Origin of the sequence: Brevibacterium sp. K11IcPPYGO002 (assembly GCF_050920635.1) — a bacterium.
In the GTDB taxonomy this organism is placed as follows: Bacteria; Actinomycetota; Actinomycetes; order Actinomycetales; family Brevibacteriaceae; genus Brevibacterium.
This window is the reverse complement of the sequence record NZ_CP131929.1, coordinates 557,182-574,773: the sequence shown is the minus strand read 5'-3', so window position 1 is coordinate 574,773 and position 17,592 is coordinate 557,182. Positions and strand designations below refer to the sequence as shown.

The 17,592-nt window shown below is 63.3% G+C and carries 15 protein-coding genes and 1 pseudogene; 11 read left to right on the top strand and 5 right to left on the bottom strand.

Translation table 11 applies throughout. The features are described 5' to 3' along the window. The first annotated feature begins 21 nt into the window (after positions 1-21). On the top strand, positions 22-1,767 hold the full coding sequence (locus QYM46_RS02600; protein WP_432790732.1) for an ABC-ATPase domain-containing protein: 1,746 nt from the start codon (positions 22-24) through the stop codon (positions 1,765-1,767). 10 nt (positions 1,768-1,777) lie between these two features. On the opposite strand, the gene QYM46_RS02595 is transcribed toward QYM46_RS02600, so the two are convergent. Continuing rightward, positions 1,778-4,249, bottom strand: coding sequence for a thioredoxin domain-containing protein (locus QYM46_RS02595; RefSeq protein WP_432790731.1), 2,472 nt, complete (start codon positions 4,247-4,249; stop codon positions 1,778-1,780). 112 nt (positions 4,250-4,361) lie between these two features. Between QYM46_RS02595 and QYM46_RS02590 the strand changes: the two genes are divergently transcribed. Together QYM46_RS02590 and QYM46_RS02585 are read left to right on the top strand one after the other, a co-directional pair. After that, on the top strand, positions 4,362-5,315 hold the full coding sequence (locus QYM46_RS02590) for a hypothetical protein (RefSeq protein WP_169251221.1): 954 nt from the start codon (positions 4,362-4,364) through the stop codon (positions 5,313-5,315). Between the two features lie 183 nt (positions 5,316-5,498). Then, positions 5,499-5,951 carry a pyridoxamine 5'-phosphate oxidase family protein gene (locus QYM46_RS02585; protein WP_432790730.1) on the top strand — a complete coding sequence of 151 codons (453 nt, stop codon included), beginning with the start codon at positions 5,499-5,501 and terminating at the stop codon, positions 5,949-5,951. Between the two features lie 24 nt (positions 5,952-5,975). On the opposite strand, the gene QYM46_RS02580 is transcribed toward QYM46_RS02585, so the two are convergent. Next, positions 5,976-6,836, bottom strand: a complete 861-nt coding sequence (locus QYM46_RS02580; protein ID WP_432790729.1) for a glycerophosphodiester phosphodiesterase — start codon at positions 6,834-6,836, stop codon at positions 5,976-5,978. 316 nt (positions 6,837-7,152) lie between these two features. Between QYM46_RS02580 and QYM46_RS02575 the strand changes: the two are divergent. The 8 genes and pseudogenes from QYM46_RS02575 to QYM46_RS02540 form a co-directional block, all read left to right on the top strand. Continuing rightward, positions 7,153-7,266 (top strand): annotated as a pseudogene (locus QYM46_RS02575) (AsnC family transcriptional regulator); the annotation flags it as partial. A gap of 177 nt (positions 7,267-7,443) precedes the next feature. Further along, the gene (locus QYM46_RS02570; RefSeq protein ID WP_432791775.1) at positions 7,444-8,184 is read left to right on the top strand and encodes an Lrp/AsnC family transcriptional regulator; all 741 of its coding nucleotides are present in this window, start codon (positions 7,444-7,446) and stop codon (positions 8,182-8,184) included. A 122-nt stretch (positions 8,185-8,306) separates the two neighbouring features. Further along, entirely contained in the window at positions 8,307-9,263 is a 957-nt protein-coding gene (locus tag QYM46_RS02565; RefSeq protein WP_432790728.1) for a polysaccharide deacetylase family protein, read from the top strand. Positions 9,264-9,289: 26 nt separating this feature from the next. Then, positions 9,290-10,630: an MFS transporter gene (locus tag QYM46_RS02560; protein WP_432790727.1), complete on the top strand. Its 1,341-nt coding sequence runs from the start codon at positions 9,290-9,292 to the stop codon at positions 10,628-10,630. Beyond that, positions 10,627-11,499, top strand: a complete 873-nt coding sequence (locus QYM46_RS02555; protein WP_432790726.1) for an SDR family NAD(P)-dependent oxidoreductase — start codon at positions 10,627-10,629, stop codon at positions 11,497-11,499. Before QYM46_RS02560 ends, QYM46_RS02555 begins: the two co-directional genes overlap by 4 nt. Then, complete coding sequence (locus tag QYM46_RS02550) at positions 11,499-12,587, top strand: ketopantoate reductase family protein (protein ID WP_432790725.1); 1,089 nt, start codon at positions 11,499-11,501, stop codon at positions 12,585-12,587. Before QYM46_RS02555 ends, QYM46_RS02550 begins: the two co-directional genes overlap by 1 nt. Positions 12,588-12,870: 283 nt before the next feature. Next, the gene (locus QYM46_RS02545; protein ID WP_432790724.1) at positions 12,871-14,364 is read left to right on the top strand and encodes an alanine/glycine:cation symporter family protein; all 1,494 of its coding nucleotides are present in this window, start codon (positions 12,871-12,873) and stop codon (positions 14,362-14,364) included. A 111-nt stretch (positions 14,365-14,475) separates the two neighbouring features. Beyond that, on the top strand, positions 14,476-14,775 hold the full coding sequence (locus QYM46_RS02540) for a hypothetical protein (protein ID WP_432790723.1): 300 nt from the start codon (positions 14,476-14,478) through the stop codon (positions 14,773-14,775). 147 nt (positions 14,776-14,922) lie between these two features. Here the strand turns inward: QYM46_RS02540 and thpD are convergent, their stop codons facing one another. From thpD to QYM46_RS02525, 3 genes are all read right to left on the bottom strand, one after another. Then, a complete protein-coding gene (gene thpD, locus QYM46_RS02535; RefSeq protein WP_432790722.1) occupies positions 14,923-15,831 on the bottom strand; it encodes an ectoine hydroxylase in 909 nt (302 codons plus the stop codon). 205 nt (positions 15,832-16,036) lie between these two features. After that, positions 16,037-16,750, bottom strand: coding sequence for a hypothetical protein (locus QYM46_RS02530; protein WP_432790721.1), 714 nt, complete (start codon positions 16,748-16,750; stop codon positions 16,037-16,039). A gap of 264 nt (positions 16,751-17,014) precedes the next feature. Then, complete coding sequence (locus QYM46_RS02525) at positions 17,015-17,422, bottom strand: ectoine synthase (RefSeq protein WP_135810511.1); 408 nt, start codon at positions 17,420-17,422, stop codon at positions 17,015-17,017. Between the last annotated feature and the right edge of the window lie 170 nt (positions 17,423-17,592).

Sequence of the window (17,592 nt, the reverse complement as noted above, 5' to 3'; positions counted from 1 at the left end):
CCGCCCAGTAGCATGAGTGAGATGAGTTCACGTCAGTCGAATCTCGCCTCCACTCTGCACACCCTCGACGGTCGCAGCTACGGCAATCTCAAACAGATCCGCGGCCGCTACACCTTCGGACCGGTCACCGTGTTCATCGATCGGGTCCAAGCCGATCCGTTCGCCTCCCCGTCGAAGGTCCGGGTCCGTGTCGATCGTGCCGATGCGAAGGTTCCGCTTGAGCTCACCACCGAGCGCGCCGATCGCATCGCAGCGGCCGACTACCTTCTCCGTGCCGGCAATGAGGTGCTCGCGAAGCTCGATCAACGCGCACTGATCCTCGGCCGCCCCGGGCAGGAGATCCTCGAACGGACGAACATCCTCATCGACGACGCCGGGCTCGAGGCACGTCTGCTCGTCAATCTGCCGGCCCGCGGCCGCCGCATCCTCGGCCACCAGGCCGCCGACATCCTCACTCGCGATCTGCCCGAATTCGCCGAACGGCTCTTTCTCTTCGACCGCTGGTCGGACGCCCCGGCAGGCAGGGGAGGGAACACTCCCGCCCCATCGGCCCACGGGCTCGCCGACCACGTCCAGCTGCACCGGGATCAGCTGGAACTGCGCAGCCGCCTCGGCGAGGCCGGACTCATCGGGTTCATCGGCAACGGGGCGATTCTGCCGCGGAAATCCGGGGATTCGGACCTGCCGATGACATCCTCCGATGCGGTGGCCTTCACCTCCCCTCCCGAACTCGAACACACGGTCGATCTCTCCAGCGGCCACAGCGTCACCGGCATGGGCATTCCCCGCGGGGTCACCGTCATCGTCGGAGGCGGCTATCACGGGAAGTCGACGATTCTGCGCGCGCTCGAACGCGGCGTCTACCCGCATATCGCCGGCGACGGGCGCGAATGGGTCATCAGCGACCCGACTGCCACCTCCATCCGAGCCGAGGACGGTCGCGCCGTGACCGGCGACGACATCTCGGCGTTCATCAACAACCTACCCTCGGGCACTGACACGAGATCCTTCTCCACCACGAATGCCAGCGGATCGACCTCGCAGGCGGCCAACCTCGTCGAAGCGATCGAGGCGGGTGCACGCACCCTGCTCATCGACGAGGACACTTCGGCGACGAACTTCATGATCCGCGACGAACGCATGCGCGCGCTCATCCCCGCCGAACGGGAACCGATCACCCCGTTCGTCGACCGCGTCCGTCCTCTGCTGACCGAGCAGGGCGTATCCACAGTGCTCGTCGCCGGCGGATCGAGCGCGTTCTTCGAAGTCGCCGACCACGTCATCGCCCTCGACGCCTATGTCCCCCGCGAAGTCACGAACCAGGCACATGACCTCGTCGGCGTCACCGCCGCCGACCTCAGCCCGGACTCCGGTTCAGACTCCCCCGCCGCCCCCGCTTTCACCGCCGCACCGCGTGTGCCGACGGCGAAGGCGCTGCGTCCGGCGTCGAAGACGAAGACCGCCCGCGCTAAGGGATCCGACCGGATCCAGTTCGGCCGCGACTTCATCGATCTCATCGCCATCGCTCAACTCGTCGACACGCAGCAGGCCGCCGGAGTAGCCGAGACACTCGAATACCTCGCGGAGATCTTCGACGGACGCACCTCCCTGACCGAGGCGCTGGCCGAGGTCGAGGACATGCTCGATGCCGAAGGGCTCGACGGAATCACGGGCCACCGCGACCATCCGGGTCACCTGACCCGGCCGCGCCGGCAGGAGATCGCCGCCGCGCTCAACCGCTTCCGCGGGTTGAACCTCGAACGCTGACGAGCGCGACCTACCTATCCAACAGTCCAACCAGCTCGGCGTTTGTACCCACCGGCAGTGAGCAGGAGGTCCCTCGGCACACGATCGCCGTCCCCGCGGGGACGTCGACCTCCCGACCGTCCGGTCCGGGCACCCCGGTCGAAGCGGTGAGCAGAGTGACCGCTGGATGCCGGGCAGCGATGGTCCGCAGCGCCTCGTCGCCGGTGGCGACCCGCACGGGCGACAGTGCCCGCTCGGCCTGCCACAGCGCATGGCCGCACCCGCGCGGAGCCTGACCGGCCAGTGCCCGATAGACCCCGAGCAGCCGATCTCTCACCTCCAACAGTCGTCCGGTATCCAGCGCGGCCGCCTCCCCTGACGACTCTGCCGCACCAGGCGTCGCACCGGATTCTGGACCACCGGACGTGGCAGCGTCGACGCCGAGCTCGGCGAGCAGCAGCACCGCCTCGGCGGCCGCCGATCGTCCCGACGGCACGGTGTTGTCGACGGGGTCCGCCGACTTCACATCGATGATCCCGTCGCCGAGCGAATCGACCGCCTCGAGAACTCCGTCCCCTTGTTCGGAGGTGAAGAGGTCGAGCATCGTCGCCGCGAGGTCGACCAGATCCTCCACCCTCGCCGAGGCGGCCCCGCCGGACAGCTGCCGAACCGTGATTCCAGCGGTGATCGTCTGCGCCCAATCGGCGAGCCCGCCCCGCCCGGGGCCGGCGACTCCGCCGGTGAAGCTGCGCCGCACATCGACCACGGCCGAGCCGGCCTGCTCCATCGATTCGGCAGGCTCCGCCGAACCGGCGCTCGCTCCTGCCCGCTTGATTCGCTCGTCCATCGCCGTCCAGAAGCGCACGGCGGTTTCTGCCCATCGCGCCGAATCCGCAGATCCGGCGTTCCCCGTGGTCGCACCACCGGTCGACTCCGCACCACCCGTCGAATCGGCACCACTGACTGACTCAGCGCCCGCACCTGAGTACAGGGCCGCCTCGGCGAGGGCGGTGACGGCCAGGGCATTCCATTCGGTGATGATCTTCTCGTCACGGGCCGGCTGGGACCGGCGAGCGCGCAGCTGGTCGAGCATCTCGCTCTGATGCTTCGTCGCCTCGATGTCCCACGGCGCGGGGTGGTCCGCGTCGAAGGGCACGTCTTCCATGCCGAGCCAGTCGATGATGCGCACGGCCGCGACGACCTGGCCGGACAGCTCGCCTCCGGCCGGCGAATCGACGAGCCCGAGCAGCCCGGCCTGCCCGGCTTCAGCGAATTCTTCGGGGGCGAAGACATAGGCCGCGCCCTCTTCGGAGACTCCCGCCGAGTTGAGTGAATCCGCGTCGAGGGCGGCGATGAATCCGTCATCGGTCGACAGGTCGCTGATCAGGAAGTTCGCGGTATCGGCGATCTCGCGTTCGGCCAGGGCGAGCCATTTCGACCTCGGGTCCAGGGCGCGTTCGACCTTCGCCCAGGCGACGACGGCACGCAGGTAGAGGGCGTTGTCGTAGAGCATCTTCTCGAAGTGCGGCACGAACCACTGCCGGTCGACGCTGTAGCGGGCGATCCCGCCGCGCACCTGGTCGCGCATGCCGCCACTGGCGATTCTGGCCAAGGTCGAGCGCACGGCGATGAGGCAGTCGAGGACGAGCTCACCGGTCAGGTGCCCGTCGGCGCCGAGCCAGCCGAGCCGTCCCTCGGCCCGGACTCGATCGATCGGGTGTTCCCCGGCCTCTCCCTCATTCGCCGAGGCAGTCCCGCCGGTTCCCGGGCGTCCCGAAGCACCGTCGTCCTCTCCCTCACCCGCCGAGGCGGTCCCGCCCAAGCGCACGAACGCGGCGAGGAGCTGGAGGACGTTCATCATCGGCGGGAACTTCGGGGCACCGCCGAATCCGCCCCAGGCCGGATCGTAGGAATCGAGCAGCGCTGCGGCAGCGGAGTCGAGCTCATCGGGGGTCAGGGACTCCGCGGCCGCCTCGGCGGGGAGGGCGCTGGTCACGGCATCGGCCATCTCGGCCAGTCCGCGGTCCATCCGGGATGTCATCTGATCGACCTCATCGCGGCGGTCCGTCCACGTCGCCGACACGGCCGAGAGCACCTGTGTGAATGCGGGCAGATTGCCCCGCGGCGCGGGCGGGAAGTAAGTGCCGGCATAGAAGGGACTGCCGGCAGGTGTTGCGAAGATCGTCATCGGCCAACCGCCCTGTCCGGTCATCGCCTGCAGGGCGTTCATGTAATAGGCGTCGATGTCCGGCAGTTCCTCACGGTCGATCTTCACGGGCACGAACCGGTCGTTCATCATCGCCGCGACCGCTTCGTCCTCGAACGACTCATGGGCCATGACGTGGCACCAGTGGCAGGTGGAGTAGCCGATCGAGATGAGGAGGGGGACGTCACGGCGGGCCGCCTCGGCGAGGGTGTCCTTCGTCCACATCCGCCAGTCCACGGGATTGTCGGCGTGCGCGCGCAGGTAGGGGCTGGTCGATTCGGCGAGTTCGTTCGGCATGCCTCCAGCGTCTCACTTCGGACGATCACACGCGAGGCCATCTCCCGCCCGCCGACAGAGATCGCCGCCCTCCAGCCGACAAGGCAGCTGGTTTTTATGGGAGCATGGGGCCATGAGCACCGCACCGGACACCGACGCCCCCGACCTGAGAATCGGCCTCGACGCCCGCAGAATGGCCCTCACCATCGTTGCCGCCGTCGTCTTCCTCGTCACGTGGGTCGGTGCAGGGCTCCTCGAGGTCAAGGCTCAAGACTCCTCTGTGTCGTCACCGGGTCCGAGCCTCCTTCGCCTCGCGCTTATCGCGGTCTCCGGCGCCGCCGCGATCACGGTCGCCCGCGGTCTTCGCCCGATCCCCCGCAGCGTGTTCATCGTCGTCACCGTGGTTCTCTGCGCCGTCGAAGCGCTCAGGTCGATCTTCACCATCGACACGTTCGGCGCCGACCCCGGGGGCCTGGCCGACAATCCCGCGCTCACCACGGCCTTGGCCTCCGCGAGCCTCATCGTCGCGGTCGCTTTCCCGATCGTTGTGGCCCTTGCCCTGGCCGCGGTCACGGCCCGCCTCGTCCCCGTCGCCGAGGCGGCCTCCCCCGCAGTCCTCCGCCGCCGTTCCCGTGCCGCCGCCATCGGATTGTTCGTGGCGGTCGGGATCGTGCTCCTCGTCTGGCTGCTGCGAACCATATTCGTCGACGCCCTGCTCCTGTTCGAGTACGGTGATGCCTTCAATGCTCTGGGCGCAGCGGCCGGAATCGTCTCCGCCGTCCTCGCCCTGCGGCTCATCGCCGAGTCCCGATCACTGCCTGCCGATGCACCGGCCGTCGGCTCGGCGCCGTCCGGCACCACGCCTCGATCTGCTCGCACTCTCGCGTTCGTCGTCATCGTCTGCGGACTGTACCTGTGCCGGGAGTCGACCATACTGGCGGTCGGATACCCACCGGCGTTCACTTTCGGATACTCGGGCTGGGTCGTCTCCATGTTCGGCCTCGTCCTCGGCAGCCTCGTGCTCGCAATCCGCACACTCAACTGCGCCCCGACCGGTGACATCGCCCCGATAGCGGAAGCTGGTTGAGCGACAAGCTCTGCCCAGGTGAACAGCCGACCGCCCAAACCTGAGCCGGACCATCTGCCGAGACGGCATCATCCGCGTCGCAGTTCCCTCTTCCCCCGCATCCGGCATTCTTCTACACTATGTAGAACTTAGTGGAGCGGGAACCGATCCCGGTGCCCGCCGCTGGGAGACAGGAGAACGACAATGAACGCCGAATCACCCTGGACGCTCGACGCCGCGGACTGCTGGGACCTCCTGCGATCCGCCTCCGTCGGTCGCCTGGCCGTCATCGCCGATGGTGCCCCGGAGATCTTCCCGGTGAACTTCACCGTCGAACATTCCGCACTCGTCATCCGCACCGGCGATGGCACGAAGATCGACGCCGTCCGCAGCCATCCCCGCGTCGCCTTCGAAATCGACGGCGTCGACGGGCAGACCGCGTTCAGCGTCGTCGTCAAAGGCGACGCGAAGGAGATCAAGGCTCCCGACGAACTGCGCGACACCGTCTCCCTCGACGTCTCCCCGCTGCAGGCCGGGACGAAGAATCATTTCGTCCGGATCCTCGCCGAGGAGGTCACCGGCAGGAGCTTCCCGGTGACCGATCCCGCGACGTGGAAGTCAGCGCTCAGCGATGTGGCACCCGCACCGCACGAGTGACCCCGTCGACCGGTTCTTCGTCGATCAGAGGGCTTCGACGACCTCGACGAGGCGGTCGGGGGCGTTGGTGATGATTCCATCGGCGCCGACATCGATGGCCCGTTCCATCTCGCCGATGTCGTCGACGGTCCACACCAGACTCGTCATTCCGAGCTCGTGGATGGCGGAGAGGAAGTCCTCGTCGGCGGCACAGAATTCCGGGTTGACCTGGTCGACCCAGTCGGCGAAGTCCTGGAGTTCGTCCGGGCACGGGCGTCCGAGCACACCGACCGGGATCTCCGGGGCGAGCGCGTGGAATTCGGCGACGAACGCCCAGTTCGCGGACTGGACGACGAGCATGCCGGCGGCCAAAGCCCGCTCGAGGTAATTCGGCACGGTGCGCAGGGCGGACAGGACCGCCTCGGCGATTCCGGGATAGACCTCGGGATGTTTGACCTCGAGCAGCAGGCCGGTGCGGGTGTCGTGGGCGAGGGTGAGCACCTCGGCGAGGTGGGGCACGCGGACACCTGCGAACTCCTCACCCTTCCAGCTTCCGGCATCGAGCGTGGCGATCTGGGCGGCATTCATGCCGGCGATTCTGCGGTCTTCGCGGTTCGGGTACAGGGTGCGGGCGTCGGTCGTGCGATCGACGGTGGTGTCGTGCATGATCACGAGCTCGCCGTCGGCGCTCATGTGGACGTCGGCTTCGATCATGTCTGCGCCCTGGTCGATGCCGGCGATGAACGCGGGGATCGTGTTCTCCGGCCACTCGGCGGACGCACCTCGGTGTGCGATGACCAGGGGCGGAACCCGAACGCGGGCAGGATCGATCACGGTGTCGGCGATGCCGGCGCTGAGGTCTCTGGGCGAGGGATCGGAGGTGGGGGTGGCGAGGGTGATGGGCATTTCAGAACTCCTCCACGGAGACTGCGGGTGGCGTTCGGGCACCGAATCCAACTGCTGCTTAGGCGACCGAACGATGAGTACTAGGCCGCCCAGACTAGGCGGCCCGAGCAAGGCCCGGGTGATGCGCGAGTGGACGGGACATGAATCCTGCCGGTGTCGGCACTGAGACTGCGATCATCCAGTGCAAGGAACGGCGTAGATTCATGAAGTTCGCATCAGGGTAACCCTCAGTAGGTCTCGCTTACCGTCATCAGACGTATCTCTCTTGAAGCAAATGAGCACTTGAATTAAGAGTTATGACGGATATGATCATCCTGTGAACCAACGCACAACGCCGTCGACATTTCTCGATCCCATCGACCGCACGATCATCGACATCCTTCACCGGGACGGTCGAGCACCGTGGTCCAGAGTCGCCGAGCAGCTGGACGTTTCCGCCGCTACGGTCCGCCGCCGATATGAAGCAATGCATTCGACAGGCACCATTCGCGTCGTCGGGGCCACCGATGTTGCCCGACTCGGAATGGGGATGCCCGTCTTTCTGCAGTTGTCCAATGCCCGCGCGGACCTCCCGGAGCTCGTCTCACGCCTCCGCGCTCGGCCTGAGGTGCGCTTCTTCGCGACGCTCCTCGGAAGCGTCGACATCACCGCGGAGATGGTGTTGCCCGAGGGGACGGATTATGGCCGGCTAGTCGGCGAGATCACCGAAGGCACTTCTGCGACTGCTGAAAGCCTCCTCATCACTCATGCCTTCGCTTCGGGCCAAGATTGGGCTCCTCCGCGGGAATCTGCCGACCCCACACGGCTAGCTCCGATCGAAACCTCGCCGGCGGCCCACATCGACCTGACGGATTCCGAGGCCAAGGTGCTTGGGATGCTCATGCATGACGGCCGGACTGGCCTCGGCGCTCTGGCCTCTGCGATCAGCAAGTCGGAGAACACCGCCGCTCGCATCATCGACCAACTGCATAGGTCCGGGGTTCTCGACTTCCGTATCCTCGTCGAGCCGGTTCACTATGGCTTCACTACCGAGTTCTTTCTGTGGCTGGAAGTCGAACCACGCTTCCTCATGGAAACTGCATCAACTCTCGCCGAACACCCTGCGACGAAGTACCTCACCGCCACCACGGGCCGGTCAAACCTGGCCGGTCAGTTCATCGTCCGCGACCGCGCCGAGCTTTTCCGGTTCTCCACACAGGTACTCGCCTCAATGCCAGGCATTCGCACGGCAGACATCTGCGTCCAGACAGCAGTGCACAAACGGGTCTGGACAACGCTCGAGAACGGCCGGTACGCAACCGATGGACAACCGCTCGACCCCCTTGAGTATCTCCAACCCTGTCCGTGAGAGATGGGGCCTGCAGTCGTGGGAAAATGCGCCGAGCCTCAGCGCTGTCACAGCGCCATCCGTTGGCACCCGCCTCAAACAGCTGCGAAGCACAACCAAACAACAAACCAGAGGAGACGGAAATGACCTCACTACCTACTGAGATGACAACGACAGCGCCCTGGCAATGGCCTGAAGAGACTTGGCGGAGAGAGGTCAACCGTGTTCGTGCAGGACGCAAGCTCGTCCACGGCAATCCTGCTCGACGTTGGCCGAACGCTGCGAAGTGCGCCGTGCTCATCTCTTATGACTCTGACCACGAAACTCCATACCTTCGCGACGGCCAGACCTCACCGGGCTCGTTAGCACAGGGAGAGTATGGCAGCCGCTCGGCAGTGCCGCGAATACTGGAAATGCTCGCGCGCCACGAGGTGCCAACAAGCTTCTACGTACCTGCCGTCTCCGCCCTGCTGCATCCTCAAGACATCGACGCCTACGTGGCGGGCGGGCACGAGGTTGCCGTACACGGATGGATTCACGAGCGCAATACACAGTTGCCCTATGAGGCAGAGCTCGACCTCATGGGACGAGCAGCTGACACACTCGAGAAGCTCAGTGGCACTCGGCCGATCGGCATCCGCACGCCGTCCTGGGACTTCTCACATTCGACGCTCCATGTCATCAAAGAACTCGGCCTCGTCTACGACTCCTCTCTTATGGCCGATGATGAACCTTACGAACTCGACGCCGACGGCACACCGACTGGAATCATCGAGATCCCCGTCGAGTGGATCAGAGATGATGCACCCTACTTCATGATGGATCGCTTCGGGGGCCTTCGACCTCATCTGTCGCCCTACGAAGTCGAGCGGATCTGGATAGACGAATTCGAAGCCGCCTATACCGCCGGCAGCATGTTCGAACTCACTCTGCATCCGCATATCAGCGGCCATCGTTCAAGGTTAGCGATGGTCGACCGGCTTCTCAGCCACATCCGGTCCTTCGACAACATTTGGTTCGGTACCCACGCTGACCTCGCCCGACACATCGTCGACATGACTCCTGGTTCCACCACAGATCTGCCGTCTGGTCGATCCTGAATTCTGTCCCCGACGGCATCAACGACGTGCCGTCACTTCGCGAAAGCATAGGCCCACAAATGTCTACTGCACCACAGACCAATCAACCACATGAGACGAAGCTGTCCCGGAAGGGCCGCAAGGCGCTGCTCGCTGGAGCCGTCGGCAACACTGTCGAGTGGGTCGATTGGGCAATCTATACGACCTTCTCGTCCGTCTTCGCCGTGCACTTCTTCCCGGCCGGCGACCCAGCGGTCGCTCTCCTGTCTACCCTGGCGGTCTTCGCCGTCGGCTTCATCATGCGGCCGATCGGAGCTGCGGTTCTCGGCAACTTCACCGATAGACACGGTCGAAAGAAGGGAATGGCGCTGACCATCGGACTCATGGCGGGTGCCTCGGCCATCATTGCCATTACCCCCGACTACTCGATGATCGGCATCTTCGCACCGATCATCCTCGTACTCGCCCGTATGCTCCAAGGCTTCTCCGCTGGAGGCGAATTCGGTGCTTCCTCGGCTTTCATGGTCGAGGCCGCTGCACCTCAACGCCGTGCATTCGCTGGTTCGTGGCAGCAGGTTTCTGTGGGGGCGGGCAGCCTTTTGGCCGCCGGAATCGGAGCGGTCATCACCTCAGCGCTCGATTCTGAGGCCCTCGATTCTTGGGGATGGCGTCTCGCTTTCGCCCTCGGTGCGTTACTGGGCTTGTTCGGCCTCTGGTTGAGGTCCAATGTGGCCGAGTCAGAGTCTTTCGAAGCGGTCAAAGCCGCAAAGCCGACAGATGAGCCGAAGCGCTCATACCTAGCGATGTTCACGCAACACCCCGGTGCTGTCGCACGCGTCTTCGGAATCACGATCGCCGGCACGCTACTCTACTACATCTGGGTCTCCTACCTGCCTACCTACGCGCATGTCGCGACAGGCTTGCCGCTCAATCAGGCGCTGACCGCGAATTTCATGGCCATCGCCTATTTCATCTGCGCGCTTCCTTTCGTCGGTCTTCTTTCGGACAAAATCGGTCGGAAACCGACAATGTCAGCTTTCGCTGCTGGATTCCTTGTGTTGGCGTTCCCCTTGCTCAATTTCCTCGACAACAATTTCTGGATCTTCCTTATTGTCGAACTCATCGGGATGACTCTGCTGCTCGGATATTCCGCCAACTGCGCCGTGATCATGGCGGAACAGTTCCCACCCGAGGTCCGAGCCACCGGTATCGGCCTCCCATATGCCCTCGCAGTCGCTATCTTCGGAGGCACCGCTCCGTACATCATCACGTGGATGAACGACATGGGAGCTGGGGACAAGGTATGGATCTACTGTGCTGTCGCCGCTGCCATCGGCCTCGCTGTCTATCTCACAATGCCTGAGACAAAGGGGAAGAAGCTCGGATGACACCGTTCGCACCACATGCTCTGATCACCGGTGCCGCCAGCGGCATTGGCCGGGAGATCGCCCACACCTACGCCACCCGTGGGTCTCGCCTCACGCTCGTCGACTTCAATGAAACTGCCCTGAGAGCATTCTGTGACGAGCTTCGCCGAGGAGGCACAGAAGCCACCCCGATCACTGCAGATCTGCGCGACCCGTCTGCCCTCACATCGGTGATGGAAACTTCGTTCGCGATCGCTCCGGTACATATACTCGTCAACTCCGCAGGTGTCTATCCTGCAGTTCCGTTTCTCGACATCACCGCAGAAGTATGGGACGCCGTGCAGGCGATCAACGTTCGTGCTCCTCAACTGCTCACTGTCGAGTTCGCCAAACAGGTACGCCGTCTCGACCAGGAGATACCTCCTGGTCTTCCTGCCGTCGTTAATATCTCCTCTGGAGCGGCACTGCGTGCACGCCCTGGAGCCGCACCGTACTCGACGTCGAAGGCGGCCGTCGAGATGGTCACCCGAGCAAGTGCTCTCGAACTCGGTGAGTTCGGCATTCGCGTCAATGCCGTCGCGCCCGGCTTCGTAGTCGTCGACAGCGAGCTCAACAGACTCACCGACGACTATGTCGAAGCAGTATCCATCAACCCACTGGGGCGTAAAGGACGGGCTGGTGACATCGCGCAAGCTGTACTTTGGCTCGCGTCCGCAGACGCCAGCTGGGTGACCGGAGAGATAGTGCGCGTCGATGGCGGATCTGCAGCCGGCGCACTCAACCTCCCTCTGCACTGGCCTGAGACTCGCACGGAGATCGAGTCCGAACTGCACACAGCGAATATCTCCCACTTCGGTGGCAGTGATAATGAGAAAGAGGACCGCAACTAGTGACCAAAGAAACACCAGCGCCATCTGACATCTACACAGTCGTCGGCGGCGGCGCGATTGGCGGTACGCTCGCCGCACACATCGCCTTGGCCGGTCATCCGATCCAGATCGTCGACGCGGACACCGAACACGTTGCTGCAATCCGCAGCTCGGGACTGAAGATCGAGGGGCCCGAGGAATCTCTGAGGGTCGACCTTCCTGCGTTCGACCCCGTCGATGCACCCGAGGAACTCGGTCCGGTTCTGCTGGCCGTGAAATCCCAGGCAACTTCTTCGGCAATGAAGTGGATTGCGCCTCGACTGCGAGAAGACGGTTACGTCGCCTCACTGCAGAACGGCCTCAACGAGGCTGCCATCGCCGAACACATCGGGATCGAACGCACTGTCATCGCCTTTGTCGACCTCTTCGCCGATGTCCTCCAGCCTGGCGTGATCAAGGATGGTGGTATAGGAACCATCGCTTTCGGAGAGTTCTCCGCGGAGTGCGCCGATAGGGAATGCAGTTCGCGTACTTCAGAGAAAGCTGAAGCGGACCTCCGAGCAGACGGAGTCATTCGGCCGAGGGTCGAGAAACTCGCTGCCGACCTTGCGCATTGGGGCAGGCCGATTGTCAGCGGCAACGTCTCCGGCTTCCTCTGGTCCAAGCTCGCCTTCGGGGCAATGCTCACCGCAACTTCGCTCGTCGACGAAGACATGGCTTCGGTTGTGGATTCGAATCGTGCCACGATGCTCGGTCTGGCACGTGAAGTGTATGCAATCTCCGACGAGCTCGGCATCCGGCTCGAGAGCTTCGACGCCTTCACTCCGGACGACTACCGAGCTGAAAGGCCCGAGGGAGTCGTCGACTCGGCGTTCGACTCCCTCTGTCGATGGCTCGAGGGACAGACAAAGACACGCTCGGGGATCTGGCGCGATATCAACGTCCGCAAACGCCCGACCGAAGTGCCGTCGCAGTATGAACCGGTCATCGCGATCGCGTCAGAGCAGGGAGTTCTTACCCCGCGACTGAGAGCGTTGGTCGATGTCATCGGGGAACTCGAACGCGGCGAGGTGCTTATGGGCCCCGAGCTGCTCAAACGGATCTCTTAGGCTCAGACACGATCCGCTTCCAGACAACTGAACTGCAGAAGCAATCGGTGGTCGCGGAACCGAGGGCCTCGCCCGAGCGGTTGCGCGCCCACCTATTTGCGCTTTTTCGCAAGTAAGCGGGTTTACAAAGTTCCCGGCCTTTCGGCACCTCGGGTTGCCTGAACAGGCCCCGCACTCCCACTGCTCGGTGCCAAGTGGCAGACTGGGGATAACCCCGGACGGAGTTCTCGCGTTCCGCACCTCCGATCCTCTCCAGCACGATTGCCGAAGGAGGCGCAGTTCAATGGAGATGCTCCAGAGTGCATTCGACAGTGTCAGCACCGTATCGTCATACATCCTCGTAGCTGTTCTCATCCCCACTGGTCTGTATTTCACGATCCGCACGGGAGTGGTGCAGATCCGCCTGCTGCCCGAGATGCTCCGCACCTTGACGGAGCCGGGCGGACGGGATTCCGAGGGCAACCGGAACATCTCGCCGTTCCGCGCCTTCTCGATCTCCGCGGCCTCGCGAGTGGGGACGGCGAACATCGCCGGTGTCGCATTGGCGATCTCGCTCGGCGGTCCGGGGGCGATGTTCTGGATGTGGCTGACGGCCATCGTCGGCGGGGCCACGGCCTTCGCCGAGTCCGCCCTCGGCCAGCTGTACAAACTCAAGGACGGCCCGAACTTCCGCGGCGGCCCCGCCTATTACATCAAGCACGGGCTGAACATGAAGTGGCTCGGATTGGTCTTCGCCGTCATCGTCGCCATCACCTACGGCGTCGTGTTCAACTCCGTGCAGTCGAACTCCATCGTCGACGCCGTCGGCGCATCCTTCGGAGTCGAGAATTCGGACGGCATCTTCGCCGCGGTCGCCGGTGCCATCATCGCCGTCGCCGCATTCGCGATCTTCGCCGGCGGTGCCAAGCGCATCTCGAACATCTCGGCTTATCTGGTGCCGATCATGGCCGGTCTCTACCTCATCGTCGGCATCATCGTCGTGGCGATGAACATCGGTGCCGTTCCGTCGATGATCGCGACGATCTTCGCTGACGCGTTCAGCATGCATTCGCTCGCCGGCGGCACTTTGGGTTCGATCATGCTCATCGGTGTGCAGCGCGGTCTGTTCTCCAACGAGGCCGGCATCGGTTCGGTCCCGAACGCGGCAGCAACTGCATCGGCGTCGCACCCGGCCAAGCAGGGCTTCGTGCAGGCGCTGGGCGTGTACTTCGATACGATCCTCGTCTGCTCGATCACCGCGTTCATCATCCTGCTGTCGAACCCGGAGTACGGCAGCTCTGCCGAGGGCATCCAGCTCACACAGACGGCGCTGAGCGGTCAGCTCGGGCAGTGGGCGATCCACTTCCTCACTTTCGCGATCTTCCTCTTCGCGTTCTCGTCGATCCTCGGCAACTACTACTACGGCGAAGCGAACATCGAGCATCTGACGACGAACCGCGCCGCATTGCGGGTATATCAGGTCATCGTCATGGTTTCGGTGTTCATCGGTGCGATCGCTGCGCTCGACCTGGTCTGGACTGCCGCAGACATCTTCATGGCGATCATGGCGCTCATCAACCTCTTCGCTCTGCTGATGCTCTCGCCGCTGGTGTTCTCGCTGTTGAAGAACTACCAGCAGCAGCGCCGAGCCGGTTTCGAACCCGTCTTCCACCGCGGCGATCTGCCCACGTTCAAGCGCATCAACACCGAGGTCGACGCCTGGGACGGCACCGACGAGGTGACCACCGCGAAGTTCTGGCAGGACCGCGGGAAGAAAGTTCGCTCCGACAGCGAGTGACGCTGCCGAACAGCAGTCGACAACGCACATCGGGCGCTCCCTTTCGGGGTGCCCGATGTGTTTTCATTTCCCAAGTTCCGCAGGCAGTCCGCTGACCCTAAGGAGGTCCCGATGAGTATCGATCGCGCCGAGTTGGCGAACGCCCTCGCCGAGGCGACCGGATGGTCAGTCACGGCCGATCCCCACCGTGTGACGTTCACGAATGATGATCCAACACAGGTGGTCATCAGGACTGTCACCGATTCCGAGATCGGGGAACTCCGCTATAACGAGAATCGCCGTGCCCAGGGTTACGGAGGCAAGAGGACTGCCGATTTAGGTGCCTTGTGGCTTCCCCTCTTGGAAGCCTTGGGCCCGTTCGAAGGATCACGCGGGATGATTCGTGGGACTGACCTGAGGATCATCGAGTAGCCGCGACCCGTCGAGGTCTGCGGGGAGGCAAAGGGGTCCGGCGTCGCGACTGCGGCACCGGACCCCTTCTGTGCTGATGCGTTCACTCCGCAGGGAGTGTCCGGCGGGTGCAGGGCATCAGCGACCGGATTCATTGCGTGTATGGAGTCACCGACCGGCAGGAGTGAAGTCCGTGCTGCCGACGAACTCCGGACGCGACTTCGGCGCTGCGAAGGGGTCCACACAGGTGTTCTCCACCGAGTTGTACACGATGAAGATATTCGAGCGTGAGAACGGAGTGACGTTGCCATTCGACGCATGCATGCAGTTGGAGTCGAACATGATCGCTCCGCCCGCGTCTCCTTCGAGCACGTCGATGCCGTATTCGTCGGCGAAGTCGCTGAGAGTCTGACGATCCGGGGTGCCTGCGCCCTGCATGATGAGTGACTTCCGATAGTTGTCCTCGGGAGTGCCTCCCACACAGCTGATGTAGCGCTTGTGCGAGCCGGGCATGATCATCAGCGGACCGTTGAAAGAGTAGTTGTCCGTCAGCGACAGCGAAATACTCACCGCACGCGGGCCGGGCATTCCGTCTTCAGAATGCCAGGTCTCGAAGTCCGAATGCCAGGAGAACTCCTTGCCCACGAATCCCGGCTTGTAGTTGATCCGGCTCTGATGGATATAGACATCGGATCCGAGGATCTGACGTGCGCGGTCGACGAGACGCGGATCGTTCGCGATCTTTCTGAAGATCTCATTGGTGCGATGGATGTCGAATATCGACCGGACCTCGTCGGACTCGGCTTCGACGACGGTGCGCTCATCGGCCTTCACCTCGGGGTCGTGCGACAGCCTCTGGAGCTCGTCGGTGAAGAGTTTGAGCTCTTCGGGGGTGATGAGCTGATCGATCGTCAGATAGCCCGTGTCCTCGAAGTGCTTGAGCTCCGCCGCCTCGAGGGGGCCGCCTCCGGGAGAACCGAAGACGATCGGACCCGTGCGCGGGAGAACCTCAGTGGTGTCACCGGAGCGAGTCGGATAGAGATCTGTGGTTGCGGTCGCAGCTGACACTGCTGTCATCATTTCTCCTTCCTTCGCTGTGTGCCGTCTGCCGGGCCGGTGGCGTAACTTCTCATCGGCCCCGCAGATCGGGTTGTGCGGCCACCGTAACAGGAGGACATCGTCCCCGGTACCCCGGTCAGAGCCAGAACAGAGAGACCGGCACCCTCGGTGCGACCCAACAGAGATGAATCGCCTCCAAAGGTGCCGGTCATTCTTTGGACGGTCAGCGTTTGACCGACTTCGAGGTCGCTCCGGTTGCCCAGCTGACCTGGCTGAAGGTGACACGGTAGTACTTCTTGCTCTTCGACTTCACCTTGTAGGTGGCCTTGCCCTTCTTCGCGGAGACCGTCTTCAGCGTCTTCCATTTGCTGCCGGACTTGACCTGGAACTTCACCTTCGGGCTGTACTTGATCTTCCCGTAGCGCTCCGGGTGGTAGACCTTCGACGACGAGGTCAGCGTGACCGTGCTTCCCTTGCGCTTTGCAGAAAGCGAAGCGTAGGACTTGCCGCGGACGTAGAAAGTGCCCTTGGTGTAGTCGGCACGCTCGACTTCGCCGTAGCTGTTATAGCTTGAGCCACCGTAGTAATAGGCCCTGACTTCTGAAGGTCCGAGGGTGTACTTACCCAGGCCATCTGACGATGGGCAGATCATGATCCGGTCCTTCTTGGAGCCGCTGTAGTCCGAGAACCACGCAGTATCGGCCCAGCCGTGACGACCCCGGATATCAGTGTCAACGTCCCAGTCATCAATCCTGGACTTCTTATGCTTCATGTAGACGTTTGTATATTTGCAGTTCCAGTCGGACACAACGACGCTGTCTCCCCAGAGCTTTGTAACGTCGAATGATGAACTCGCCGCCTCGGCGGAGACGGCGGGACCGACGGCGAGAGCAAGAGCGGCAACGGACGCCACGAGGGCGCGCTTGAGGAACTTCATGGAGACTCCAACTGAAGATGGGATGGAAGGGGATGCCTGAGTCGGAGTCAACGAATGTGTAATCGGCAACGAGAAGTCACGAACTTGAAAGTTGTATGACCGAAGATTATCACACCTGCAGTCCGCTCGGCTCCTGCTTAACCGCGCCATTCAAGCGTACAACTCAACCACACGCGAAAAGGCGGCCCGAGCGCAATGCTCGGGCCGCCTCGGCGAGTGAAGCTCAGTCAGCTTCCGCCGATCCAGTCTTCGACTGGACCTCGATCAGTTCGCGGGTGCCGCTTCATCCTCGAGGATGAGCGGGTACACGCCGTTCTCGTCGTGGACCTCACGGCCGGTGACCGGCGGGTTGAACACGCAGGCCATGCGGAGCTCTTCCTCAGCCACGACGGTGTGCTTCTCGTTTCCGTCGAGCAGGTACATGACGCCATCGTGGAGCGGGTAGACCTTGCCGGTCTCCTCGTCGGTCAGCGTTCCCTTGCCCTGCACGCAGTACACGGCTTCGACGTGGTTCTGGTAGTGGAACGTCGAGGTGGTTCCGGCGTAGATCACTGTGTCGTGGAACGAGAATCCGACGCGCTCCTTACCGAGCACCATGCGGCGTGAGCGCCAGGTCTCGGACTTCACATCGCGGTCGGTGTCGTTGAGGTCATCGCGGTTGACTACGTACATCTGTGGTCCTTTCGCAAAAGGTCGGTGAAAGTGTTCAGGGGGTGGGCCGCGGACGTCCGTCGCACATCAACGGCGTCCGTCGGCCCGGGTGGACGATCGAACAGGTGAGCTCGATTCCGCCCAAAGCTCAGGCCGGCGCCACAGCTGCGACGCCGGCCCGGCAGAGGTGG